Source organism: Saccharomonospora glauca K62 (assembly GCF_000243395.2).
Lineage (GTDB): Bacteria > Actinomycetota > Actinomycetes > Mycobacteriales > Pseudonocardiaceae > Saccharomonospora > Saccharomonospora glauca.
Genome location: NZ_CM001484.1, coordinates 3,581,441 through 3,604,667, shown reverse-complemented (window position 1 = coordinate 3,604,667; position 23,227 = coordinate 3,581,441). Strand labels below are relative to the sequence as shown.

Below are 23,227 nucleotides of genomic sequence, written 5' to 3'. Positions count from 1 at the left end.
ACGCGCGGGCCGCCGCGTGCACGTGGGCCTGCACCTTCCCTACGATGGGGGTGCTGCCCGGCGCCCTGCTGGGGTGCTACGACGTCCACACAGACACCGCTAGCGAGGTCGACCCGATGCTTCTGAACCGCCTGCTCCGCGCGGGCGAGGGCAAGATGGTGAAGCGGCTCCGCCGCATCGCCGATCACATCAACACCCTCGAAGACGACGTCAAGGTCCTTTCGGACGCCGAGCTGCAGGCGAAGACCGACGAGTTCCGTAAGCGACACGCCGACGGGGAATCGCTCGACGACCTCCTGCCCGAGGCCTTCGCCGTCGTGCGGGAGGCCGCGAGGCGGGTTCTGGGGCAGCGGCACTACGACGTCCAGCTCATGGGTGGCGCGGCGCTGCATCTGGGGCAGGTCGCCGAGATGAAGACCGGTGAGGGCAAGACGCTCACCAGCCTCCTGCCGGTGTATCTGAACGCGCTGCCCGGCAAGGGCGTGCACGTCGTCACCACCAACGACTACCTCGCACAGCGTGACTCCGAGTGGATGGGACGTGTCCACCGGTTCCTCGGCCTGGAGATCGGTGTCATCCGCTCCGACATGTCGCCCGCCGAGCGCAAGGCCGCGTACGCCGCCGACGTCACCTACGGGACGAACAACGAGTTCGGCTTCGACTACCTGCGCGACAACATGGCGTGGAGCCTCGACGACTGCGTGCAGCGCGGGCACAACTACGCCATCGTCGACGAGGTCGACTCCATTCTCATTGACGAGGCCCGGACCCCGCTGATCATCTCCGGTCCCGCCGACCAGTCCTCCCGCTGGTACGTCGAGTTCGCGCGCATGGCGCCGCTGATGAAGCGGGACGTCCACTACGAGGTGGACGAACGCAAGCGCGCCATCGGTGTCACCGAGGCGGGTGTCGAGTTCGTCGAGGACCAGCTCGGCATCGACAACCTCTACGAGGCCGCGAACACGCCGCTGGTCGGATTCCTCAACAACGCCCTCAAGGCCAAGGAGCTCTACCGCAAGGACAAGGAGTACATCGTCCGCAACGGCGAGGTGCTCATCGTCGACGAGTTCACGGGCCGCATCCTCGCGGGTCGCCGGTTCAACGAGGGTATGCACCAGGCGATCGAGGCCAAAGAAGGCGTCGAGATCAAGGCCGAGAACCAGACGCTGGCCACGATCACGCTGCAGAACTACTTCCGGCTCTACGACAAGCTCGCGGGCATGACCGGTACCGCCGAGACCGAGGCCGCGGAGTTCCACCAGACCTACAAGCTCGGCGTGGTGCCCATCCCGACGAACCGGCCGATGATCCGGGTCGACCAACCCGACCTGATCTACAAGACCGAGGAGGCGAAGTTCGAGGCGGTCGCCGACGACATCGCCGAGCGGCACGAGAAAGGACAGCCCGTCCTCGTCGGCACCACGAGCGTCGAGAAGTCGGAGTATCTGTCGAAACTGCTGCTCAAGCGCGGCGTTCCCCACGAGGTGCTCAACGCCAAGCAGCACCACCGGGAGGCGCTGATCGTCGCGAAGGCGGGGCGCAAGGGCGCCGTCACGGTCGCGACGAACATGGCCGGTCGAGGCACCGACATCGTGCTGGGCGGCAACCCGGACATCATCGCCGACGAGGTGCTGCGGGAACGCGGCCTCGACCCGGTGGAGAACTCCGAGGAGTACGAGGCCGCGTGGCCGAAGGTGCTGGAGGAGGTCACCGCCGAGTGCAAGGCGGAGGCCGAGGAGGTCCTGAAGGCCGGCGGTCTCTACGTCCTCGGTACGGAACGCCACGAGTCCCGGCGTATCGACAACCAGCTGCGAGGCCGTGCCGGGCGTCAGGGCGACCCCGGCGAGTCGCGCTTCTACCTGTCGCTGGGTGACGAGCTGATGCGGCGCTTCAACGCCGCGATGGTGGAGCGGGTCATGACCACCATGCGGCTGCCCGACGACGTGCCGATCGAACACAAGATCGTCTCCAGGGCGATCAAGAGTGCTCAGACGCAGGTCGAGCAGCAGAACATGGAGATCCGCAAGAACGTCCTCAAGTACGACGAGGTGATGAACCAGCAGCGCAAGGTCATCTACGCCGAGCGCCGCCGGGTGCTGGAGGGGGAGAACCTGCGTGAGCAGATCCAGCACATGATCACCGACGTCATCACCGCCTACGTCAACGGCGCCACCGCCGAGGGCTACGCGGAGGACTGGGATCACGCCAAGCTGTGGACGGCGTTGAAGACTCTCTACCCGGTCAGCGTGACCTGGGAGGAGATCATCGAGGAGAACGAGGACGTCGACGCCGAACGGCTGCGCGAGATCCTCGTCGAGGACGCCCTGAAGGCGTACGCCAAGCGCGAGGCCGACATCGACGCCATGGTCGGCGAGGGCGCGATGCGCGAGCTGGAACGCCGGGTCGTGCTGTCCGTGCTCGACCGCAAGTGGCGCGAGCACCTCTACGAGATGGACTACCTCAAGGAGGGCATCGGGCTGCGGGCGATGGCGCAGCGCAACCCGCTCGTGGAGTACCAGCGCGAGGGCTTCGACATGTTCAACGCGATGCTCGACTCGCTGAAGGAAGAAGCTGTCGGCCTGGTGTTCAACGTCCAGGTGCAGCAGCCCGAACAGCAGCAGCCTCAGCAGGCCGAGCAGCAGCCCTCCGCCGCTCCCGCCAAGCCCGCGGGCAACGGCAAGGCGGCAGCAGCCAAGGCCACCGGCAACGGTAAGCCCGCGGCGGCCGCGAAGTCGTCGAGCAGTCCGCGGCATGCGCGTCCCGTTCCGCCTCAGCCGGTCATCGGTGGCAAGCAGGTGCCCGCCGCGTTGCAGGGCAAGGGGCTCGGTGGTCAGACGCCGCAGGGCTTGACGTTCTCGGGCCCGTCCGAGGGCGGCGGGGTGCAGTCCCGCGGTGATGGGTCCACCAACAGGGCCAAGGGTGGTCCCGCCGCCGGTGGCACGCGTCGGGAACGGCGAGCCGCCGCCCGCGAACAGGCGAAGAAAAACAAGCGCAGGGCCGGTCGTTAAGGCCGTCGCCCGAGCACGGTGAACAGGGTGCAGCGCCACCGGTTTCCGTCGTGCTCGAATCGTGCCACGAGCGCGTAGGCACGATGGGGCAGGTGAGCGGTGCCGCACACCTCCACTGCGTCATCGGCGGGGCGGCACACGTGGATGTTCCTCAGAACGTAACGTGTGTCGGCCCGCCGTGGCGTGGCTCGGAAACGTCGTTGCAGTACGGGTGACAGCCAGTCGTCGAGCTGACTGGCGGCTCTCCTTCCCGCCTGCACCTCGAGGAGCGCGGTGAGCACTCGATGCAGCATTCGCCTGCCGGGTGCGGGCAGCGTGTATTCGTGACGTGTGACGTTTTCTGCGTGGAGCTCGGCCAACAGGTCGTCGAGTGACAGTTGTCCCTCGGCGACCTCCCCCTGAGAATGCGCCTCGAATTCGGTCGGTTCGTACGGGTTGAGTGGCAGTAACCCGCTTGCCGACTGAAACGCGTGCATCACAGTCCTTTCTGTTGTGTAAAGGACGGCCCCCCTGACCGCCCATTAAGACAGAGGGCGGAAGCGCGCGTTTGGTCCCAAACAGGACCTAATGAGGTGATCGATCCCTGTCTCGGCGCGCCAATTCGGCAAAGGTGTGTTAAAGCGCGGGCGTAGGGTGGCGGGATGCTACGAGGGTTGGTGTTGGACTACGCGGGTGTGCTCACCGACGTCGGTGGGGAGCGATTGCTGGCCGCGGTGCGGACGGCGCGGGTGAGTGGGGTCCGGACGGCATTGTTGTCGAACGCGGCAGGTGGTCCCGAGGCCCGGCGCGGCCTCACCGCATGGTTCGACACCCTGGTGTTCTCGGGCGAGGTGGGGGTGGCGAAACCGGATGCCGCCGTGTATCGCCTGACGGCCGACAGACTCGGTGTCGAGGTGGGGGATTGTGTGTTCGTCGACGATTCGTCAAGGAACGTGGCGGGTGCGGTGGCGGCGGGCATGGTCGGTATCCGGCATGTGAGCGTCGAGGACACGCTGATGGAGCTGGCTGCGTTGTTTCCCGTTCTGGATTCGGGAAGTGCCTGACCATGTGTGAGGGTGTTCGTTACTCTCGTGGGGTCTTGGTGACGTTGCGCGGGAGTGACGATGGCAGAAGATTGGTACAAAGCCCTCGCGGAAGAGGCGGTCAACGGTGTGAGCGCGACCGAGGCGGTCGGTGCGGTGCTGGGAGGGCCCGCCGGCATGGTGGCGTTCGGTGTCTCCACGGCCGCTCGGGCCGTGGCGGCAGCTGGGGGAGGTTCGTGGTCCTTCGATCCGGACGAGATCGACGCCGTCCTCGCGGAGTGGAAGGCACTGGCGGAGGAACTCGAGAAAGACCGAATGCTTTTCGATAATCTCGCGCTCATGCACATGAATCCGTCGGAGGATCCCCCAACGAATCAGTTTGTCAAATCACTGTTCGATTCGGTGAGGGGGTTAGATGAGTTCAATTTCTCCATGGGGAACTATGTTTATGAATTCATCGATAAGCTTGAGAGGGCAAAGAATTCGATCGGGCAAAGGGATGAAACTGAGTCCGAAGCTTTTCGGGCCGAAACCTGATTGGCGATCATGAAAAAATTTGTCGACGCTCGGCTGTTTTACCTTTTTGTGCTGTCCGGGGTTGTGGCGGGATGTTCAAATTCTGTTTCCGGTACACCGGAAGTGGAAGGGTCTGTGCCGGCGACAACGGGATTCAGTAATGAGGTTCCCGTAGAGTTGAGTTTGGATTCTTACCTGGAGCGTCCGTGTGAAATCGTCCCTTCGGAAGTTCTTGATCCGATGGGGTATGAGTTGGAGGGGAACGAGTTCAAGCCTGGTGACGGCGATCTCGGCGGTCAGATAGCGGGGCTTACCGGCCCTGCGTGTGGGTGGGGTGCGGCAGATAAAAGCCAGTCTCGGGTGTTGACCGTAACGCTCTTGGGGCGAGACTTCACCCAAGGTAAAGACATAATGGACGTTGGTCGTCGGTGGCATTCGCAAGGACAGTTCGAACTTTGGGAAGAATCCCAAATTTTGGGATATCCGGTGGTCTACTGGGGTATTTCGGATAAGCGAGATCAAGGAAATTGCTCTCTTCTTTTCAGGATTTCGAAAGATTCTTTTATTGGGGTATCCTCTGATCTGCACTTCGATACCCCCGAGCGAGCGTGCAGTGATGTAGAAACTGTGACCGAGAGCATCCTTCAAGTTTTGCGTGGGGGGTTGTAGCTATGAGTGGGATGTCCGGAACTGCGATATATGAAAATTTCAAGGGGGGAGCTGGTACCGGAGGTCTGGAAGCGTTCGCCGATGCTTTGGTCAAGCTTCGACGGAGCTATACCGAACGCGCGCAGGCGATCAAGAAGATCCAGGAGCGCATGGAGGCCGCGTGGACCGGGGACGCGGGGTCGGCCGCCACCGCGGGTGCCGGGCCGCTCGCCACCGCGCTCAGCGACTCGGCCACCAATATGGAACAGACCTTCCAATCGGTGACCAACCAGGCTCAGGCCTGGCACAAGGCCGCGAACTCCGTGGAGCCCGTCCCACCCCTGCCGGAGAAGCCCAGCTTCTGGGAGGACATCAAGACCTTGGGCGGCGCTTCCGACAACTACATGCTCCAGACCGCGAAGCACCTCGCCGCGGCCCAGCACAACGTCGAAGTCATGAGCTCCTACGAGGCGCAGACGAACTCGAACCAGAACTTCCCCCGCAGCTACACGACCCTGTCCTCGGCCGGTGGCATCGTCACCGTCGACACGGGCTCCTCGGCGAGCGGGGTGATCAGCGTCGGATCCTCCTCCGTGCCCGAGGCGAGGGGCGGCACGCCGGGCACGTCCGGCCCCGGAGTCGCGACCGGAACCGCCCCCGTCACGGGCAGCGTGCCGTACTCGGGACGGTCGGGGGCCGGTGGCGCGAGTGTCACTCCCAGCACGCCGGTCGGACCGACGACGCCGGCGCCGACTCCCGTGGCCGGCGGAGCCTTCGGGACGCACACCGGCGACACGCGGCGTGGCTCGGGTCGCTCGACGACCCCGCGAACGCCTCAGCGCTCGACCACCGGCACCGGTCGTGGTGTCGGGGAGCGGGCCGGAGCCCGGCTCTACGCCTCCCGCCCCGGCGGTGGGGGCGCGTCGCCGACGTCGGGAGGCGCCGCCGGACGGCTCGGTGAGGCTCCCTCGGCGGCCAAGGGCGGATCGCTGGGCGCTCCTCGCGCGACGGGTACCGGCGCCGTTCCGGGCGCGGCTCCCACGGGTGGTGCGGCCGCCGGAGCAGCCGGTGGTGCGGGTGCGCGCGGTGGTGCGGGCATGGCTCCGATGGGTGCCGGAGGTGGCCGCGGCCGGGGCGACGAGGACAAGGAACACCAGCGCGCCTCCTACCTGCAGGAGAACGACCCCGATGACGCGTTCATCGGTGACCTCGGCAAGACGGCTCCGCCGGTGATCGGTCAGTGAACGGAACCGCGCTGGAACTGTCCGTCGGGGCCCTCGCGGCCGCCGCCGAACGTGAGGGCCTCGGCACGCTTCATCCGGCCCTGCAGCCCGAGCCGATGTGGTACCCGCGGGAGGAACGCGATTCGCAGCGGTCGGTGCTGGATGGTGAGCTCGCCGAGGCGGGCCTCGTCAACCGGCGTGGTCGCCTCGACCCGGACTTCCTCGACCTGCTGCCCGTGCTCACCAACGCCTCCCTGGAGTACTTCGGGTGGCTGCACCACGACGAGGTCACCTGGAGCGCGCTGGCCGCGTCACGGGGCATGCTGGGCGTCCTGGCCGTCCGGCGCGGTGACCGGGTCACGCTCACCACCGTCGACCACAACGAGTTGCCCTCGGCGTTCGTCGGGGTGCTGCCCGAGATCGGTCCCGGTGGAGGCACGCGCTGGGTGGTGCGCATGACCGACATGCGGGAGGGCCTCGAACGGACGCACCGCGACCGGTCGATCGCGCGGGTGATCGCGGAGATCACCAAGGTCATGGAACGGCCGGTCCTCGGCGGTGGTGAGCTGTACCTGGCGGACCGCGACCCCTCGGGCACCTATCGCGTGCTGCGGAGCCCACTGCGCGTCGTCGACACCGATTGGGGCCGTTACCTCAACTACCGCGTGCGGGTGGGCGACGAGGAGGAGTTCTGCGTGCAGCCCGCCGCCCCCGCCACGGTGATGGCGGCCCTGGAGTCGTTGCGGGGCAACCTCGTGGTCATGCCACGCCAGTGACGGTCACCCGCCGCGGCGGACCAGCTCGAAGCACACCACCGCCGCGGCGGCCGACACGTTCAGCGACTCCACGTCGCCGGGCATGGGGATCGACACCCAGCCCGCAGAGAGGTTTGCCACGGCCGGGCTGACCCCGTTCGTCTCCCCACCGAGCACGAACGCCACCCGCGACGGCACGGTCACGTCGAACAGTGACGTGGGGGCCACGTCGGGTCGGGCGCCCAACGCGTACAGGGTGTATCCGGCCTCGACGAGCAGTTCCGCGGCTTCCTCCGCGGTGGCGCACCGCAGCACGGGCGCGCGGAACGCCACGCCCGCCGACGCCTTGACGACGAGGGGGTCGAGCGCCGCCACACCGCGCCGGGGGACCACCACGCCGGGCAGTCCCGCGGCGGTGGCCGTGCGCAGGATCATCCCCACGTTCGCCGGGGTGGTGATGCCGTCCAGCACGAGCAGCGGGGACGGCGGCGCGCCGCGGTCGAGGGCCGCCGACAACGGCAGCATGCGGGGCGCGACGACGTCGGCCAGCACCCCCTGGTCCTGTTTGCCGTTGCCCGCCAGAACCTTCACCCGGTGCGCACTCGCGCTCCGTACCGGCACCCCTCGATCCCGCGCCGCGCGGCGGATCTCGGCGATGGCCGGGCCACGGGCGGTGTCGGCCACGATCACCTTGTCAACGTCGAGTGTCCCGTCACCCAGGACCTCCAGCACGGGTTTGCGGCCGTAGACGGTCAGGAAGCGGTCCTTCGGCGACGTCGCCTGCTTGTCACCCACCGGGTCAGTCTCCCACTGCGGATCGAGAGCGCGGGGCGGAGGCGTTCGGGCGTGGATTCTGTCAGGATCGCGTCATGGCCGACCGTCTGTCCGCGCTGGATGCGTCCTTCCTCTACGTGGAGGAGCCGTCCATGCCCATGCACGTGGGCAGTGTCGCGATCCTGCGGCGGCCCGGTTCGGGGTTCGACTACGCGCGAGTGCTCGCGCTGGTGTCCCGTCGGCTCTCGTATCTGCCCCGCTACCGACAGTACGTGGAGTTCGTGCCGGGCCATCTGGCCAGACCGGTGTGGGTCGACGACGCCGACTTCGACGTGAGCTACCACGTGCGCCGCTCCGCCCTGCCGGCGCCGGGCAGCGACGCGCAGCTCTTCGAGCTGGTGGCTCGGCTGCTCGCGCGGCCACTCGATCGGGACCGCCCACTGTGGGAGCTGTACGTCGTGGAGGGCTTGGAGGGCGACCGGGTCGCACTGGTGACCAAGACACACCAGTCGTTGGTGGACGGCACCGCGACCGTCGACCTCGGGCAGCTCATCCTCGACGCGGAACCCACCGGATGGGACGACGTGGGCGACGAGGCGCCGTGGCCGGAATGGACGCCGTCGTCACGTCCGGGCCGCGCGAGGTTGCTGCTCGACGCGGTCACCGACAGCCTCCGCAGACCCGCCGAGCTCGTGGACAACGTGCGCAGTGCAGCCAGGGACCTGACCAGCACCGCGGAACGGATGCTCGACACCGCGGGCGACATGGCGACCACGGTGCGTTCCCTGGCGCGCCCCGCCCCGCGCAACCCGTTGAACGCACGCGTCAGCGGCGGCCGGGTGTTCGCGGGCGTGTCCGCCGACCTCGCCGAGCTTCGGGGAATCCGCGACCGGTACGGCGGCACGATCAACGACGTGGTCTTCGCCGTCGTCACGGGCGCTCTTCGCCACTGGCTGCTGGCTCGGGGGCGGTCCTTGGAGCAGACGGAAACGGTGCGGGCGCTCGCGCCGTTGGCCGTGCGCGCGCCGGACGACGTAGGGTTCTCGACGGTCGGCCTGCTGGACAACCGCGTCGATCCGTGCCTGGTCGACCTCCCGGTGGGGGAGCCGCATCCCGTGCTGCGGTTCCAACACATCGCGCACGCGATGGCGCAGCACGTGCGGGTCCGCAGGTCGGTCGCGGCGCGGGCGATGGTGCGGATGAGCGGATTCGCTCCCGCCACCATGTACTCGTTGGCCGCGAGAGCCGCCAGCTCGTTGTCGGGACGGCTGTTCAATGTGGTGGTAGCCAACTCGCCGGGACCGCAACGGCGGTTGTTCGCGGGAGAGGCTCCGTTGGAGCGGATCTATCCCGTGTTGCCGCTGTCACGTGACCAAGCGCTGGCGGTGGGCGTCACGTCGTACGACGGTGGCGTCTACTTCGGACTCAACGGGGACCGTAAGGCGCTGTCCGACGTCACGGTGCTCGCGGGCGCGGTGACCGAAGCGATCGAGGAACTGAAAGGGACGAACTGGTGAGGATCTACGTGCCTGCCACCATCGGCATGCTGCGCCAACTGCTCGATGCCGGGGAACTGGCGCCCGTGGGAGGGACGGCGTTCGCGTTGACTCCGGCGTTGCGTGAGTCCTACACCAGCGGCACCACGGAGGAACTGGAATACGCGGCCCTAACCGACGCCGCGCGGGCGTCGTTGCGGTTGCTCGGGGTCGACACCGAGGGGGAGAACGTCGAGGACAAGGAACCGCCTCGGCGGGTGGTGGTGTCGGCCGACGTGGACGACGTGACGTTGCGTCCCGACCTGGACGACTCCGCGGTGAAGCTGTCCGGGCCGATCGCGATGGCCGCGGTCGCCGCCATTCACGTGGACGCCCCCGAGGCGGAGAGCGCCGTGCGGGCCGCGGCGGCGGTGATCGACGACGCCGACCTCGGTGACGAGGACGCCGAGTTGGCGCTCGGAGACGTGGAGGACCACGAACTCGCCTGGTACGCGCCGCAGGAACTGCCGTTCCTGCTGGAACTCATGTAAGCATGTCACTGCGCACCGCTCACAAGGCGGACCGATAGGGAAAGCGAGACACACCATGGACGCTGTGACATCCGTTCCCGTGCCGGCCAACGAGCCGGTCCACACGTACGCTCCGGGGACCGCGGAGCGGGAGTCGCTCCGGGCGAAGCTGGCCGAGCTGGAGAACGAGAAACACGAACTGACCCAGACGATCGGGGGCCGCCGCCGCATGGCCGGTGGTGAACGGTTCGACGTCGTGCAGCCACACGATCACGGCCATGTCCTGGGGGTGAGTGCGCAGGCCACGAACGACGACGTGGCGGACGCGGTGGCGGCGGCCAAGGCCGCGGCTCGCGAGTGGAGCGAGACGCCATTCGACGAGCGCGCGGCGGTGTTCCTGCGAGCGGCCGATCTGATCTCGGGCCCGTACCGCGACACGTTGAACGCCGCCACGATGCTGGGACAGTCGAAGTCGGTGCAGCAGGCCGAGATCGACGCGGCGTGCGAGCTCATCGACTTCCTGCGGTTCAACGTCTCCTACGCGCGCCGCATCCTGGCCGAGCAACCGAACTCGGTGCCGGGGGCGTGGAACCGCATGGAGTACCGGCCGCTCGACGGCTTCGTCGTGGCCATCACGCCGTTCAACTTCACGGCCATCGCGGGCAACCTGCCGTCCTCGCCCGCGCTCATGGGCAACACGGTGGTGTGGAAGCCCACGCCGTCGCAGCAGCTCGCCGCGCACTACACGATGCAGGTCTTCGAGGAGGCGGGGCTTCCGCCCGGTGTCATCAACATGGTCACCGGTGACGGCCGGGCCGTCAGCGAGGTCGCGTTGACCGACCCCGGTTTCGCGGGGCTGCACTTCACCGGCTCCACGGCGACGTTCAAGCTGCTGTGGCGCACGATCGCGGACAACCTCGACACCTACGGCTGCTACCCGCGCATTGTCGGGGAGACCGGCGGCAAGGACTTCGTGGTGGCCCACCCGTCGGCGAACGTCGACAAGCTGGTGGCGGCGTTGGTGCGGGGTGCGTTCGAGTACCAGGGCCAGAAGTGTTCGGCCGCGTCGCGGGCCTACGTGCCGAAGTCGCTGTGGAACGGTGGCCTGCGGGAGAAGCTGGCCGACCTGACTCGCACCGTCTCCTACGGTGATGTCACGGACTTCTCCCACTTCGGCGGAGCGGTCATCAACGCCAAGGCGTTCGCCAAGCACCGCGCCCTGTTGGAGAGCGTGGCGGGCGACGCGCACCTCGAGGCGCTCGTGGGCGGTGGCTGCGACGACAGCGTCGGGTGGTTCGTGGAACCGACCGTGCTGGTGTGCGACGACCCGAAGCACGAGGTGTTCTCCACCGAGTACTTCGGGCCGATCCTGGCGGTGTACGTGTACGAGGACGGCGAGTACGAGAACGTGCTGGAACTCGTGGACACCACGGCGCCGTACGCGCTGACGGGCGCGGTGTTCGCCGACGACCGCCGGGCCATCCAGCAGGCCCACCGCGCGCTGCGGCAGACGGCGGGCAACTTCTACGTCAACGACAAGCCGACCGGCTCCATCGTGGGCCAGCAGCCGTTCGGTGGTTCGCGGGCCTCGGGCACCAACGACAAGGCGGGCTCGATGTTCAACCTCCTGCGGTGGACGAGCCCGCGTTCCATCAAGGAGACCTTCGACGCGCCGGTCGACATCACCTACCCGCACATGGGTTGACCCTCGAACAGCGAAACGCCCCCGAGTGCCGAGGCGCTCGGGGGCGTTCGTCGTCTCCCGATCGGATCAGAAGTCGCTCAGCGGCTGACTGCTCACCTGGTCGGCCGGAGGAGCCTGCACGTCGACGGGGGCGCCCCAGTCGCTGAAGGTCTGGACGACGGAGAAGACCAGCATGCTCTTGTCGAAACCGGGGGGCATTTCCCCTATCTCCTCCTCGAACGCCTTGCTCATGTCCATCGTCATCTCGATGCGAACGGGCAGGCCATCCGCATTGAGGTCGAGCGTCGCCGGGATCGTGCCCAGCGCCTCGGCCGAGGCCATGGCCTCGGGGGTGACGCCTTCCTCGGCGCCCATCGAGTTCATCATCGCGGCGGCGTCGATCTCAACGGTGTAGCGGGTGACGTTCTGCCCGTCGACGGTCGTCTGCTCCTGGCTGGTGATGGTGCCGCCCATCTCCTGGAGCCGCTCCAGCGCCTTACGAGGGTCGGACTGCTCGGCCATGTTCCCGGCCTGCCCCACCTCGGCGAGCTGGTCGCTCACGTCCCTCTTCTGCCACGGCTTGCCGGGCTCGCCGGTCATCGGGTTCTTCACATACATGACCCCGTCGACCAGGCGCATCTCCAGCTGCTGGCCGCCCACCTGCATGACCATGCTCATGGCCGTCTGCTCGCCGTCGAACTTGAGCTGGCCGTCCGACGTCGTGGTCATGCCGAGGATCGTCGTCTCGGCATGGGTCTTGACGGATTGAATCGACTCGACCTTGTCACCGGTGGCCGCGACGAGCTGTTGCAGGTTTCCGAAGGACCCGCTGTTCTGTTCCCCTGCGACCGGGAAGCCGTTGGTCTGACCCCCGGTGTCACCGTCGTTCGAGTCGCTCCCACAGGCTGTGAGCGCCAAGACCAGCGCCATCCCGCTGGCGCCGAGAGCAAGCTTGCGCAGGAGACCCCTCCTGCCGAAATCCCTTCGTCAACCCCTCAGACGCCGCAAACCTCGGATCGGTTCCACTTGGTGTTTTTGTCGGCCCTCACAGAGGGGGTGACGGGGGTCTCAGAGTTCCACTCCCGTGCGGGAGGCCAGGAGCCTGCGCAGCGACGACAGCCGTGACGCGCGCGCGTTGCCCGAGGCCACGACGTCGTCGAGCACGCAGCCGGGGTCCTCCGGCGCCCCGAGATGGCCGCAGTTCGGCGGACACTCCTCCGCGGCCTCGGCGAACTCGGGAAACGCCTCCACCACCTCGTCGGGCGTCACGTGCGCGAGACCGAACGACCGCACGCCGGGGGTGTCGATGACCCATCCCCCGCCGGGTAGCGGGAGAGCGACCGCGCTGACGGACGTGTGCCTGCCCTTGCCGATCGCGCTGACCTCCCCCGTGGCGAGCCGGGCCTCGGGCACGACCCGGTTGACGAGCGTGGACTTGCCGACTCCCGAGTGACCCACCAGCGCCGAGACCCGGTTGTGCAGCAATTCGACCAGTTCGGAGACGTCCCGGTCGCGGCGGGTCACCACGAACGGGACCTTCAGGTCGGCGTAGGAGGCGAGCAGCTCGTCGGGGGCGGCGAGGTCGGCCTTGGTCAGACACAGCACCGGCTCCAGGCCGCCCGTGTAACAGGCGACGAGGCAGCGGTCGATGAACCCGGTCCGCGGGGGCGGATCGGCCAGCGACGTGACGATCAACAGTTGTTCGGCGTTGGCCACCACCACCCGCTCGTAGGGGTCGGTGTCGTCGGCCGTGCGACGCAACACGCTGTCGCGGTCCGCGACCCGCACGATCCTCGCGAGCGTGTCCGGCTTGCCGCTGACGTCACCGACCAGACGCACCCGGTCGCCGACGACGATGGGGGTGCGGCCGAGCTCCCTGGCCCGCATGGCGGTGACGATCCGATCGGGGTCGTCCTCGATCGCGCACCGCCACCGTCCCCGGTCGACGGCCACGACCATGGCTGGCACGGCGTCGGCGTGCGCGGGGCGACGTTTGGTGCGTGGCCGCGAGCCCTTTCCGGGCCGCACTCGGACATCGCTTTCGTCGAGACTGCGCCAATCGCGTCGGGCCAAGCCGTCGCCACCCACTTTCCGTGTCGTCTGCCTCGTCCGGTCGTCGGTTACCGCCACTTACCGTTCACCATGATCCCCCACGGCGTTCGCCACGACCGAGCAACCGTGCCACGATGGCGTTCGGGCACCGGCAACAGTGAGGGAGGCCGATACCGATGTGTGGCCGTTACGCCGCCACCAAGGACCCCACCGCCCTGATGCGGGAGTTCGACGCGGTGGACGGCACCGAGGGCAAGGTGGGCCGCGCCGACTACAACGTCGCCCCGACCAAGCACGTGCCCACCGTCGTCGAGCGGTACCCGAGGGACGCCGACGGCACGGTGCTGGAGGATGAGCCCGCCGTCCGCAGTCTCCGGGTGATGCGCTGGGGACTGGTGCCGTTCTGGGTGAAGGACCCCTCCGTGGGCAACCGCATGATCAACACTCGGGCGGAGACGGCGAAGGAGAAGCCGGCGTTTCGCAAGGCGTTGGCCCGCCGACGCTGCCTCGTGCCCGCCGACGGTTGGTTCGAGTGGAAGGCCACCGACGGCGGCTCCGGGCGCAAGGCGTCCAAGGAGCCGTACTACATGACGACGAGGGACTCTTCCTCGCTGGCTTTCGCCGGGCTGTGGGAGACGTGGCGCGATCCGAAGGCCGATCCGGACGAGCTGCCGCTCATCACGTTCTCGGTGATCACCACCGAGGCCGTCGGACAGCTTGCCGACATCCACCCCCGGATGCCGCTCGTGCTGCCGAGATCCCGCTGGGCCGACTGGCTCGATCCCGGCCGTACCGACGCCACCGACCTGCTCGCGCCGCCCGACCGCGACTGGGTCGACGAGCTGGAACTGCGTCCGGTCTCCACCAGGGTCAACAACGTGCGCAACAACGGTCCGGAGCTCATCGAGCGGGCCGCCCCCGAACCCACCGACCTCGACGCCGCCCTCTTCGACCTGCCGAATCCGCGATGACCACCACCGAGATCGAGACTCCTCACGGGCCCGCCAGGGTGTCACTGCATTCCGCGGACGAGGGTGTGGCGGCGTTGCTGCTCGGGCACGGAGCCGGAGGAGGCATCGACGCGCCCGACCTCGTCGCGGTGGCGAGGGCGGCCCGTGCCGCCGACGTGCATGTCGCGTTGGTGGAACAGCCCTACCGGGTCGCCGGTCGGCGGGCTCCCGCGCCGGCGAAGCAGTTGGACGCGGCATGGCTCGCCGTGGCGGAGCATCTCGCGGCCACGACGTTCGACGAATTGCCGCTCGTGTTCGGCGGTCGGTCGGCGGGCGCGAGGGTGGCGTGTCGTACCGCGGAGGCCGGAGGCGCCGAGGCCGTGTTGTGTCTGGCGTTCCCGGAGCACCCGCCGGGCAGGCCCGAGAAAAGTCGTCAGCACGAGTTGGACGCCGTGCCGGTACCGACGTTGGTGGTGCAGGGGGAACGCGACCCTTTCGGCAGGCCCGGGCCCGGACCGCACCACGAGATCGTCACCGTTCCGGGAGATCACAGCCTCCGGGCCGACCTCGACGCCGTGTCGCGGGCCGTCTCGGAGTGGCTCACGCGCGTGCTGCGGCCGTTGGTGTCGTGACCGAGCGGTCTACGCGGTCGTCGGGGGTTCGGTCGTCTTCTCGATCCGCAGCTCGGTCTCGGCCATCGTCCAGCCGTACCGCTGGGCGACCGTGTTGCGGATCGACGCCTTGAGCCTGTTCTTGAGTTCGGCGGGAGCGTGGTCGCCACCGCACTTGCGAGCGAGCAACTGCTTGATCTGCTCGTCGATGCCGTACTCCTCGAAGCAGGGAGGGCAGTCCTCGATGTGCTGCCGTAGCTGCGCGTCGCGCTCGGGGGTGCACTCCTTGTCGAGCAACATGTAGATTTCCGCCAAGGCGTCTTCGCAGCTGACCTGGTCACGGTCCTGCGATTCGTCGCGGATGGTCATCGACGCGCCACCTCCCGCTGTTGCCCGGAGCGGATGAAACCCCGTTCCCTGGCGACGTCGGCAAGTAGCTTCCGTAGCTGGCTACGGCCACGGTGCAGACGCGACATCACCGTGCCGATGGGGGTGTTCATGATTTCGGCGATCTCTTTGTACGCGAAGCCCTCGACGTCGGCAAGGTACACGGCGAGCCGGAAATCCTCCGGAAGCTGCTGCAAGGCGGCCTTCACGTCGGTGTCGGGCAGCTTGTCCATCGCCTCGACCTCCGCCGACCGCAGGCCCGTGGAGGTGTGGCTCTCCGCCTGCGCGAGCTGCCAGTCGGTGATCTCCTCAGTGGGCTGCTGCAACGGCTGCCGCTGCCGCTTCCGGTAGCCGTTGATGTAGGTGTTCGTGAGGATGCGGTACATCCACGCCTTGAGATTCGTGCCCTGCTTGAACGACGCGAAGGCGGCGTACGCCTTGAGGTAGGTCTCCTGGACGAGGTCCTCGGCGTCGGCCGGGTTCCGCGTCATACGCATCGCCGCGGAGTAGAGCTGGTCGACCAGCGGCATGGCCTCGCGTTCGAACCGGTCGGCCAGTTCTCGTGCGGTGTCCGTAGCTGGCTCCGTGGTCGACATCGGAATGTCGACAGGGCTCTGGGTGCTCGGCAAACCGTTCCCTTCCCGATTGGCGCCGACAGCGCGGCGCGTGGTGTGGCGAACCGGCCGGGCGTCGTCCAGCCTCTTGGTGATGACCCTGGGACGGTTCGATGAAGTGGTAAGCGGCGTGGTCAGCGTTGTCGGCACGTGCCGTACAACGCTCGTTCGGCATGGGTTATTCCCGACTACGATCCAGCGCTGTGGCTGGAAAGGGAACACCCGCGACCGCTTTGTTGACCAAGCGCAAGGTCGCGCACACTCTCCATACGTACGAGCACGACTCGAGGGAGGCCTCGTACGGCGCGGAGGCAGCGGCCGCTTTGGGAGTTGCCGAAGAACGAGTCTTCAAAACGTTGGTGGCCGAGGTCGACGGCAAGTTGACGGTGGGTGTGGTTCCCGTCACCGGCCAGCTCAACCTCAAGGCGCTCGCCGCCGCGGTGGGCGGGAAGAAGGCCAGGATGGCCGATGCCGGGGCCGCTCAGCGAGCGACCGGTTACGTGGTGGGTGGGATCTCGCCGCTGGGGCAGCGTACTCGCCTTCCCGTGGTGGTGGATGTCTCCGTACGGCGGTTCGACACGGTGTTCTGTTCGGGAGGACGCCGGGGGCTGGAGATCGAACTCGCGCCCGACGACCTGGTGGCCCTCACGGCCGCGACCGTGGCTCCCATCGCGGGATGACACCCGCACGCCCGGCGCCGGAGCCGTGAGCCTCGTGCTCTCGTGGCCTCGCGCCGGGCGGCACGCACTCGTCAGGAGTTCGGCTTCTTGCCGTGGTTGGCGCTGTTCTTCTTGCGGTCGCGCCGCTTGCGGGCTCGCTTCGACATTCTCACTCCTTGCCTGAAGACGTCGCGTTTAGTGTGTCATGAGGGGCGCTTCGGTGTTGTGAGCCCCCTTCGCCGACGTCGATCCGGGAGAGGCATGTCCACGCTTGCTGAGCTGCTCGCCGACCACACGGGGCTCCCCGGCGAGTCCGTCGATCACCTGCAACTCGTGGTAGCCGAGTGGCAGCTGCTCGCCGACCTGTCGTTCGCCGACTTCCTGATGTGGGTGCCCGTCGAGGAAGGCGCGGACGAGTTCGTGTGCGTCTCCCAGGTACGCCCCACCACGGCGCCGACCGCGCACCCCGAGGACGTCGTCGGCACCCGGTTCACCACCGAGGACCATCCGCAGCTCGCCAGGGCCATGCGGGAGGGCCGTATCTGCCGCGAGGAGGAGCCCCACTGGTATCGCGACCTCCCGATGCGCAGGGAGGCCATCCCGGTCAAGCTGGGCGACTCCGTCATCGCGGTGTTGTCCAGGGAGACGAACCTGGCGACGCCGAGGGTGCCGAGTCCGCTGGAGATCGCCTATCTCGGCAGCGCGGCCGACCTCTGTCAGATGATCGCCGACGGGACGTTCCCGAGCCCCGAGGGAGGCAACGACGTCCACACCAGCCCGCGTGTCGGCGACGGTCTGGTGCGCGTCGACCAGAGCGGCACGGTGGTGTTCGCCAGCCCGAACGGCCAGTCCGCCTACCACCGCATGGGGTACGAGTCCGATCTGATCGGCACCCGGCTCGTTCCGCTGACCCGCTCCCTGGTGCGGGACCCGTTCGACGCCACCGAGGTCGCCCACCGCATCCTCGACGCGATCAACGGCAAGCCCGGTACGCGTACGGAGGTGGAGTCCCGGCGCGGCGCGGTGGTGCTCTTCCGGGCACTCCCGTTGCGTCCGGCCGGTCGGGCGGCCGGTGCGCTCGTGCTCGTGCGGGATGTGACCGAGGTCAAACGGCGTGACCGGGCGTTGTTGTCGAAGGACGCCACCATCCGGGAAATCCACCATCGGGTGAAGAACAATCTTCAGACCGTCGCCGCGCTGCTGCGGCTGCAGTCGAGGCGCACGCACTCGGAGGAGGCGAAGCAGGCACTCACCGAGTCGGTCCGCCGGGTGTCGTCCATCGCGATGGTGCACGAGGCCCTGTCGATGTCGGTGGACGAGCGTGTCGACCTGGACAGCCTCTTCGACAAGGTGTTGCCGATGGTGGGAGAGGTGGCCACCGCCGAGTCGCAGGTGCGGTTGACGCGGACGGGCTCGTTCGGCGTGGTGGCCGCCGAGATCGCCACGCCGCTCGTGATGGTGGTCGCCGAGCTCGTCCAGAACGCCGTGGGACACGCCTTCTCCGGCGGCCGGCACGGCCGGGTCGACATTGTGGTCGAGCGTTCCGCGCGGTGGTTGGACGTGCTGGTCCGGGACGACGGCAAGGGGTTGCCGCCGGGATTTTCCCTCGAACGGGCCAACGGTCTCGGGCTTCAGATCGCCCGCACGCTCGTGGAGTCGGAGTTGCGCGGCTCGCTGTCGCTACGAGGGGCGAGGAAGGACGACGCCGAGACGGAAGGGGCGTCGGATTCCGAAGGTGCGAAAGCGACGGGCACCGAGGCGGCGGTACGAATTCCGCTCAGCCGGCGGTCCTGACGGCTCCGAGTCGCTTCCGAGTCACTTTTGTTCCGGCTTCGGTCATCGCACTCACGGCGATCGAGAGATGCGACACAAACTGTTGCCGAGACAACCGGCATATGACGCGTTTGAAGGCCGGCACCAGAAACGGGTGCCGGCCTTCAAACCTTTTTGCCGTTATCGCGGGCAAAAAGGAAACGCGGTTCTCCGCTCAGAAGCTGCTACGCGTGCCGATCTGTGCGCGACGACGCTTGAGCGCACGCCGCTCGTCCTCGCTCATACCGCCCCAGACGCCGGCGTCCTGGCCGCTGGCCAGAGCCCAGGCCAGGCAGTCGGAAGCGACGGTGCAGCGGTGGCATACAGCCTTGGCCGCAGCGATCTGAGACAGAGCGGGACCGCTGGTGCCCACGGGGAAGAACAGCTCGGGGTCCTCGTCTCGGCAGGCCGCGCGGTGGCGCCAGTCCATTTCTTTGAGCTCCTTATTCGGGCGCGGTGCTCCGCGCCACAGTCGTCATGGCGGTCGTTTTTGGGGTGCTTGTGAATGGTTTCACGAACCCTCGGGTTCGACAAGTGTTTCGCGACGATCGGTGAGTCAGCTCACCCGGCTTAGCGACGTGTCTGACCTGCGACTTTGCCCATTCGTCGCGCAGACACCGAAAAAGTGCTGCGGTGAACGGACCGTTCCTGTCGCCGAGTGGCAACACGGACTTTGCCGCGAGTGATCACGTTGCTGTTGCTCGCCGACCACGGTGACTCACACCGCAACCGAGAGCGCCCGAGGCACACTGACGAACTCCACGCGAGTGCGCTGACCCACCAGGTCGCCGTCGACCTGCAAGTTTACCGGGGATGACGTGGTGATGCCGATTATCGACAGGTCGTCGTGACGGATCAGACGTCGACCGCGATGTTCGCCACGTTTCCGCAGTGCCTGCCGGACGTGCCGCAGGACCGTCGGCAGGCCGAGCCCGGTGAGGGCGAACAGGCCGAGCCCGGTGTCGAACGAGCAGCCGGTGTTGAGGTGCACCGGCCTCGGGCCCAGATAGCTCCACGGGTCGGTGTTGGAGACGAACGCCGTGCGCACCGTGGCGGGTTGCTCTCCGGGGACCTGCACGGTCAGCTCCGGGTGCCCCTGCGGGGGACGCAGATAGCAGCGCACGGCCGTGCGGAGATAGAGCGAGGGACTCGTGCGTTTGCCGCGTCGCCTGTCCACCGCCGCGACCACGTCCGCGTCCCAGCCCATCCCGGCGTTGAACGTGAACCACCGGTCGTTGGCACGGCCGAGCCCTACCTGCCTGCTGCGGCCCTGTTCGAGCGCGTTCAGCAGGTGGTGGGTCGCCTCGACGGGGTCGCGCGGCATTCCGAGGGCACGGGCGAACACGTTCGCCGACCCTCCCGGCACCACGCCCAGCATCGGCACCGAGTCGTAGGAGCCGGGGCTGCCGCCCTTGACCGAGAGCAAGCCGTTCACGACCTCGTTGACGGTGCCGTCACCGCCGTGGGCGATCACGAGATCGACCTCGTCGGCCGCGGCGGCACGTGCCACGACCGTGGCATGCCCTCGGTAGTCGGTCTCGACCACGTCGAGCTTCACCTGGCTGGCCAGCGCGTGTGCGAGCACGTCACGACCGGCCGGTGTGGTTGCGGTTGCCTGAGGGTTGACGACGAGAACAGCGCGCACCAGGCGCAGAGTAGGCGAGGGGAGGCCGTCAGCGGCATCCGCGCGCCCAACTCCTCCTGCGAATCTCGTCACTGCGTGCCCACGGCCACCGCGGGACCTGCTCACTCGTTCGCTTCCGCCTGCCGCCTCCCGTGTCCTCTCGCGAGTTCTCCGACAGCGTCGTGACGAGTGCACCCCGGGCACGACCGCCCGCTCATCGACGACACCTGAATCTTTGCCCGCTGCGCAGGCCGGATAAAACGTCCGACCGGGTGGCATACCATCGAAGACGTTCACGCAGTGTCACTTCCACCGCGTCGTCCATGTCTGCATCGCTCAGAAAGGCAGCACCGTGCCGATCAGCGACCTTGTCTCCCCCGCGCCCCGTCAGGTACGCCTCGCCGGAGTGCTCACGGCCCTTCCGGGGCTGGCGCTCCTGGTCTTCGGGGTGTTGCTCGCCGTGAACGCGGGTGACGAGCCCGCCATGGCCGGGGGCAACGTCGCCGCGGAGATCGCCTACTACGTGGTGCTGGCGGCGGGGGTGCTCGCGTGCGCGGCGGCGTTGCTGCTCGGCAAGACCTGGGCGCGCTCGCCCGCGTTGGTGGTGAACCTCGTCGTGATCGGCGTCGGATGGTACGCCACGGGGCCGTCCGACCAGCCGGGTTTCGGCGTCCCGGTGATGATCGTGGGGGCCGCCGTGGTGGTGCTGCTGTTCCGGGAGCCGTCGCGGGCGTGGGTGCTGGGCCAACGCGCCGGTGAGACCGAGGAGGAGGCCGCGCGTCGCGGCGGGGCGGCGGGCCGGGCCGCCGAACGTGAGAAGCGGGGCGAGTGACGGGCACGGCATCTCGTCACACACCCCGCTCGTGCCGGGTCAGCTCTCGCCGGTGGGTGCCTCGGACGCCAGCGCGGTCAGCGGTTCGTCGGTGAGCCGGTAGACGGTCCATTCGTCCATCGCCTCGGCGCCGAGGGACTTGTAGAAGCCGATGGCCGGGTTCCAGTTCAGTACCCACCACTCCAGCCGGGCGTAGCCGCGGTCGACGCATTCCTTGGCGAGCGTTGCCAACAGTGCCTTGCCGAGGCCCCGGCCCCGCATCTCCGGGCGGACGTAGAGGTCCTCGAGGTAGATACCGTGCACGCCACGCCAGGTCGAGAAGTTGAGGAACCACAGCGCGAATCCGACGACGCGGCCGTCGACCTCGGCGACGTGCCCGTACAGCGCCGGATTGGGGCCGAACAGTGCTGTGTGCAGCTGTTCCGACGTAAGGTGGCATTCGTGCGGGGCCTTCTCGTACTCGGCGAGGTCGTGCACGAGTTCCACGACGGTGTCCACGTCCGATTCGCGGACACGGCGGATTCTGCTGTCCAAGGATTTCCTTTCGTGCGAGGGTTGTCAGGACGGCGGGAGATTGAGGTGGAGCAGGCGAGGACCGTGGTCGGCGTGGTCGAGCACGGTGAGACTGGCCGGGTCGAGGCCGAACTGCCTGCCCGCCCCGGCCGGGAGGGCGAGCCACCGCGCGATCAGCACCCGGCCGAAGTCGCCGTGCACCACGAGCGCGACGGGATGCCGGACGAGTTCGTTCCGCACCCGGTCGAGCACCGCGTCGGCCCTGCGTTCCACGTGCTCGACGCTTTCGCCGCCCGGCACCGGGTGTGACCACACCGTCCAGCCGGGGGTCTCGTCGTGCACCTCGGCGGGGGTCTTGCCCTCGTACGCGCCGTAGTCCCACTCCACGAGGTCGTCGCTGGTGCCGGACACGGAGAGACCGGCCAGTTCGGCGGTCCGGAGGGTGGCCTGACGAGGGCTGCTGAGCACGAGGGTGGGAACGTCGTCCGACATGAGTGCGTAGGTGCGCCCGGCGGCGTGTGCCTGTCGCTCCCCAACGGCGGTCAGGGGCGGATCGGCCCTGCCTGCGTACCGGCCGACCGAGGACCACTCGGTCAGGGCATGGCGCAGGAGGAACAGACGGTGCTCGGGCACGTCAGCAATATAGCCGTCTTCCTGCGCAAAGAGAGGCCGTCCTGCGAAAGGGACGACGCTTCACCCGTGGGCTCGTTCGGGTGAAGGCGACGTCGTCTCGGACTCGGCCTTGCGCAGTCGCTCGTAGTGGGCGACGCAGTCGTCGTAGTGCGGCAGCAGGCCGGCCTCCCGCGCCTGGGCGAGGGTGGGAGCCGCGGCGTCCTTCTCCGACAGGATCGGTTCGACGTCGGACGGCCAGGGCAGGCCCAGCTCCGGGTCGAGCGGGGTGATGCCGTGCTCGATCTCCGGCTCGTACCCGGTGGAGCACAAATACGTCATCACGGTGTCGTCCTCCAGGGCCATGACCGCGTGGCCGAGCCCTTCGGCGAGGTAGACGCTGCGCAGTGTCCTGCTGTCGAGCCGGACGGCTTCCCAACGGCCGAACGTGGGGGAGCCGACACGGAGGTCCACGACCACGTCGAGCAGCGAGCCGCGGGCGCAGTACACGTACTTGCCCTGGCCGGGAGGGGTTTCCTTGAAGTGGACGCCGCGTATCGTGCCGCGCCGCGAGACGGTGTTGTTGGTCTGCGCGACGGTCAGCCGGTGTCCCACCGCGTCGACGAACGCCGGCTCCTGGTACGGGGCCACGAAAAAGCCTCGCTGGTCGGGAAAAACCGAAGGGATGAATTCGTAGGCGTCCCGCACGGCCAGTTCGCGCACGTCCATAGGCGCCAGCTTAGAGAGCGGGGGTGGGAAGTTCCGACGGAGGCCATGCAAGCCGGACGGACGTCTTTCTAATAGTCCACTGACCAGCCAAAAGAGTGGCTTCTCCTGTGATCTCAACCGCACCCCGGCGGCAGAGGGAGGGCCCGTACTGGCACACTGAGCGGACCGCTGCGTCCGCGGCCACGGTGCCTTTCACCCAC

General features: G+C 67.9%; 26 protein-coding genes. 14 read left to right on the top strand and 12 right to left on the bottom strand.

Features of this window, described 5'->3' with window-relative positions; genetic code table 11:
• The first annotated feature begins 116 nt into the window (after window positions 1–116).
• Window positions 117–3,008 carry a preprotein translocase subunit SecA gene (secA, locus tag SACGLDRAFT_RS16790; protein ID WP_040920089.1) on the top strand — a complete coding sequence of 964 codons (2,892 nt, stop codon included), beginning with the start codon at window positions 117–119 and terminating at the stop codon, window positions 3,006–3,008.
• Here secA and SACGLDRAFT_RS16785 read toward each other — a convergent pair.
• Entirely contained in the window at window positions 3,005–3,484 is a 480-nt protein-coding gene (locus SACGLDRAFT_RS16785; RefSeq protein WP_005466076.1) for an Rv3235 family protein, read from the bottom strand. The two genes, secA and SACGLDRAFT_RS16785, sit on opposite strands and share 4 nt — an antisense overlap.
• Before the next feature lie 165 nt (window positions 3,485–3,649).
• Between SACGLDRAFT_RS16785 and SACGLDRAFT_RS16780 the strand changes: the two genes are divergently transcribed.
• From SACGLDRAFT_RS16780 to SACGLDRAFT_RS16765, 5 genes are all read left to right on the top strand, one after another.
• Complete coding sequence (locus SACGLDRAFT_RS16780) at window positions 3,650–4,051, top strand: HAD-IA family hydrolase (protein ID WP_005466074.1); 402 nt, start codon at window positions 3,650–3,652, stop codon at window positions 4,049–4,051.
• A gap of 60 nt (window positions 4,052–4,111) precedes the next feature.
• Complete coding sequence (locus SACGLDRAFT_RS16775) at window positions 4,112–4,567, top strand: hypothetical protein (RefSeq protein WP_005466073.1); 456 nt, start codon at window positions 4,112–4,114, stop codon at window positions 4,565–4,567.
• Between the two features lie 9 nt (window positions 4,568–4,576).
• Window positions 4,577–5,215 (top strand): DUF3558 domain-containing protein, encoded by a 639-nt coding sequence (locus tag SACGLDRAFT_RS22045; protein WP_232284176.1) that lies wholly within the window; start codon window positions 4,577–4,579, stop codon window positions 5,213–5,215.
• An 86-nt stretch (window positions 5,216–5,301) separates the two neighbouring features.
• Complete coding sequence (locus tag SACGLDRAFT_RS16770; protein ID WP_232283986.1) at window positions 5,302–6,438, top strand: hypothetical protein; 1,137 nt, start codon at window positions 5,302–5,304, stop codon at window positions 6,436–6,438.
• On the top strand, window positions 6,435–7,193 hold the full coding sequence (locus tag SACGLDRAFT_RS16765) for an ESX secretion-associated protein EspG (protein ID WP_005466071.1): 759 nt from the start codon (window positions 6,435–6,437) through the stop codon (window positions 7,191–7,193). Before SACGLDRAFT_RS16770 ends, SACGLDRAFT_RS16765 begins: the two co-directional genes overlap by 4 nt.
• A 3-nt stretch (window positions 7,194–7,196) precedes the next feature.
• On the opposite strand, the gene SACGLDRAFT_RS16760 is transcribed toward SACGLDRAFT_RS16765, so the two are convergent.
• Window positions 7,197–7,967: a TrmH family RNA methyltransferase gene (locus SACGLDRAFT_RS16760; RefSeq protein WP_005466070.1), complete on the bottom strand. Its 771-nt coding sequence runs from the start codon at window positions 7,965–7,967 to the stop codon at window positions 7,197–7,199.
• 74 nt (window positions 7,968–8,041) lie between these two features.
• Here SACGLDRAFT_RS16760 and SACGLDRAFT_RS16755 point away from each other — a divergent pair, with 74 nt between their 5' ends.
• Genes SACGLDRAFT_RS16755 through pruA form a run of 3 tightly spaced genes read left to right on the top strand, consistent with a single transcriptional unit; the run spans window position 8,042 to window position 11,656 of the window.
• Window positions 8,042–9,463: a WS/DGAT/MGAT family O-acyltransferase gene (locus tag SACGLDRAFT_RS16755; protein ID WP_005466069.1), complete on the top strand. Its 1,422-nt coding sequence runs from the start codon at window positions 8,042–8,044 to the stop codon at window positions 9,461–9,463.
• The gene (locus SACGLDRAFT_RS16750; RefSeq protein WP_198283511.1) at window positions 9,460–9,972 is read left to right on the top strand and encodes a DUF6912 family protein; all 513 of its coding nucleotides are present in this window, start codon (window positions 9,460–9,462) and stop codon (window positions 9,970–9,972) included. The genes SACGLDRAFT_RS16755 and SACGLDRAFT_RS16750 overlap by 4 nt, the downstream gene beginning before the upstream one ends.
• A gap of 55 nt (window positions 9,973–10,027) precedes the next feature.
• On the top strand, window positions 10,028–11,656 hold the full coding sequence (pruA, locus tag SACGLDRAFT_RS16745; protein ID WP_005466066.1) for an L-glutamate gamma-semialdehyde dehydrogenase: 1,629 nt from the start codon (window positions 10,028–10,030) through the stop codon (window positions 11,654–11,656).
• A gap of 66 nt (window positions 11,657–11,722) precedes the next feature.
• Here pruA and SACGLDRAFT_RS16740 read toward each other — a convergent pair whose 3' ends face one another.
• Together SACGLDRAFT_RS16740 and rsgA are read right to left on the bottom strand one after the other, a co-directional pair.
• Window positions 11,723–12,565, bottom strand: coding sequence for a LolA-like protein (locus tag SACGLDRAFT_RS16740; RefSeq protein ID WP_005466065.1), 843 nt, complete (start codon window positions 12,563–12,565; stop codon window positions 11,723–11,725).
• Between the two features lie 138 nt (window positions 12,566–12,703).
• Window positions 12,704–13,708: a ribosome small subunit-dependent GTPase A gene (gene rsgA / locus SACGLDRAFT_RS16735; RefSeq protein ID WP_005466064.1), complete on the bottom strand. Its 1,005-nt coding sequence runs from the start codon at window positions 13,706–13,708 to the stop codon at window positions 12,704–12,706.
• A gap of 155 nt (window positions 13,709–13,863) precedes the next feature.
• Between rsgA and SACGLDRAFT_RS16730 the strand changes: the two genes are divergently transcribed.
• A complete protein-coding gene (locus SACGLDRAFT_RS16730) occupies window positions 13,864–14,658 on the top strand; it encodes an SOS response-associated peptidase (protein WP_005466063.1) in 795 nt (264 codons plus the stop codon).
• Window positions 14,655–15,269 carry an alpha/beta hydrolase family protein gene (locus SACGLDRAFT_RS16725; RefSeq protein WP_005466061.1) on the top strand — a complete coding sequence of 205 codons (615 nt, stop codon included), beginning with the start codon at window positions 14,655–14,657 and terminating at the stop codon, window positions 15,267–15,269. The genes SACGLDRAFT_RS16730 and SACGLDRAFT_RS16725 overlap by 4 nt, the downstream gene beginning before the upstream one ends.
• Before the next feature lie 9 nt (window positions 15,270–15,278).
• Here SACGLDRAFT_RS16725 and rsrA read toward each other — a convergent pair whose 3' ends face one another.
• Both rsrA and SACGLDRAFT_RS16715 read right to left on the bottom strand, forming a co-directional pair.
• Complete coding sequence (gene rsrA, locus SACGLDRAFT_RS16720; RefSeq protein ID WP_005466060.1) at window positions 15,279–15,617, bottom strand: mycothiol system anti-sigma-R factor; 339 nt, start codon at window positions 15,615–15,617, stop codon at window positions 15,279–15,281.
• Window positions 15,614–16,231 (bottom strand): sigma-70 family RNA polymerase sigma factor, encoded by a 618-nt coding sequence (locus SACGLDRAFT_RS16715; RefSeq protein WP_198283510.1) that lies wholly within the window; start codon window positions 16,229–16,231, stop codon window positions 15,614–15,616. Before SACGLDRAFT_RS16715 ends, rsrA begins: the two co-directional genes overlap by 4 nt.
• Before the next feature lie 221 nt (window positions 16,232–16,452).
• Here SACGLDRAFT_RS16715 and ybaK point away from each other — a divergent pair, with 221 nt between their 5' ends.
• Complete coding sequence (gene ybaK, locus SACGLDRAFT_RS16710) at window positions 16,453–16,929, top strand: Cys-tRNA(Pro) deacylase (RefSeq protein WP_005466058.1); 477 nt, start codon at window positions 16,453–16,455, stop codon at window positions 16,927–16,929.
• Window positions 16,930–17,000: 71 nt separating this feature from the next.
• On the opposite strand, the gene SACGLDRAFT_RS23120 is transcribed toward ybaK, so the two are convergent.
• Window positions 17,001–17,075 (bottom strand): 50S ribosomal protein bL37, encoded by a 75-nt coding sequence (locus tag SACGLDRAFT_RS23120; protein ID WP_005466056.1) that lies wholly within the window; start codon window positions 17,073–17,075, stop codon window positions 17,001–17,003.
• Between the two features lie 94 nt (window positions 17,076–17,169).
• On the opposite strand from SACGLDRAFT_RS23120, the gene SACGLDRAFT_RS16705 reads away from it, so the two are divergent.
• The gene (locus SACGLDRAFT_RS16705) at window positions 17,170–18,702 is read left to right on the top strand and encodes a sensor histidine kinase (protein WP_005466054.1); all 1,533 of its coding nucleotides are present in this window, start codon (window positions 17,170–17,172) and stop codon (window positions 18,700–18,702) included.
• A gap of 193 nt (window positions 18,703–18,895) precedes the next feature.
• On the opposite strand, the gene SACGLDRAFT_RS16700 is transcribed toward SACGLDRAFT_RS16705, so the two are convergent.
• Together SACGLDRAFT_RS16700 and SACGLDRAFT_RS16695 are read right to left on the bottom strand one after the other, a co-directional pair.
• On the bottom strand, window positions 18,896–19,150 hold the full coding sequence (locus SACGLDRAFT_RS16700; protein WP_005466053.1) for a WhiB family transcriptional regulator: 255 nt from the start codon (window positions 19,148–19,150) through the stop codon (window positions 18,896–18,898).
• Window positions 19,151–19,438: 288 nt separating this feature from the next.
• The gene (locus SACGLDRAFT_RS16695) at window positions 19,439–20,365 is read right to left on the bottom strand and encodes a diacylglycerol/lipid kinase family protein (protein WP_005466052.1); all 927 of its coding nucleotides are present in this window, start codon (window positions 20,363–20,365) and stop codon (window positions 19,439–19,441) included.
• Window positions 20,366–20,696: 331 nt separating this feature from the next.
• Between SACGLDRAFT_RS16695 and SACGLDRAFT_RS16690 the strand changes: the two genes are divergently transcribed.
• Complete coding sequence (locus SACGLDRAFT_RS16690; protein WP_005466051.1) at window positions 20,697–21,176, top strand: hypothetical protein; 480 nt, start codon at window positions 20,697–20,699, stop codon at window positions 21,174–21,176.
• 39 nt (window positions 21,177–21,215) lie between these two features.
• Here SACGLDRAFT_RS16690 and SACGLDRAFT_RS16685 read toward each other — a convergent pair whose 3' ends face one another.
• Genes SACGLDRAFT_RS16685 through SACGLDRAFT_RS16675 form a run of 3 tightly spaced genes read right to left on the bottom strand, consistent with a single transcriptional unit; the run spans window position 21,216 to window position 23,027 of the window.
• A complete protein-coding gene (locus SACGLDRAFT_RS16685; RefSeq protein WP_005466050.1) occupies window positions 21,216–21,710 on the bottom strand; it encodes a GNAT family N-acetyltransferase in 495 nt (164 codons plus the stop codon).
• A 24-nt stretch (window positions 21,711–21,734) separates the two neighbouring features.
• A complete protein-coding gene (locus SACGLDRAFT_RS16680) occupies window positions 21,735–22,322 on the bottom strand; it encodes a histidine phosphatase family protein (RefSeq protein WP_005466049.1) in 588 nt (195 codons plus the stop codon).
• Between the two features lie 60 nt (window positions 22,323–22,382).
• The gene (locus SACGLDRAFT_RS16675; RefSeq protein ID WP_005466047.1) at window positions 22,383–23,027 is read right to left on the bottom strand and encodes a dTDP-4-dehydrorhamnose 3,5-epimerase family protein; all 645 of its coding nucleotides are present in this window, start codon (window positions 23,025–23,027) and stop codon (window positions 22,383–22,385) included.
• Window positions 23,028–23,227: the final 200 nt, after the last annotated feature.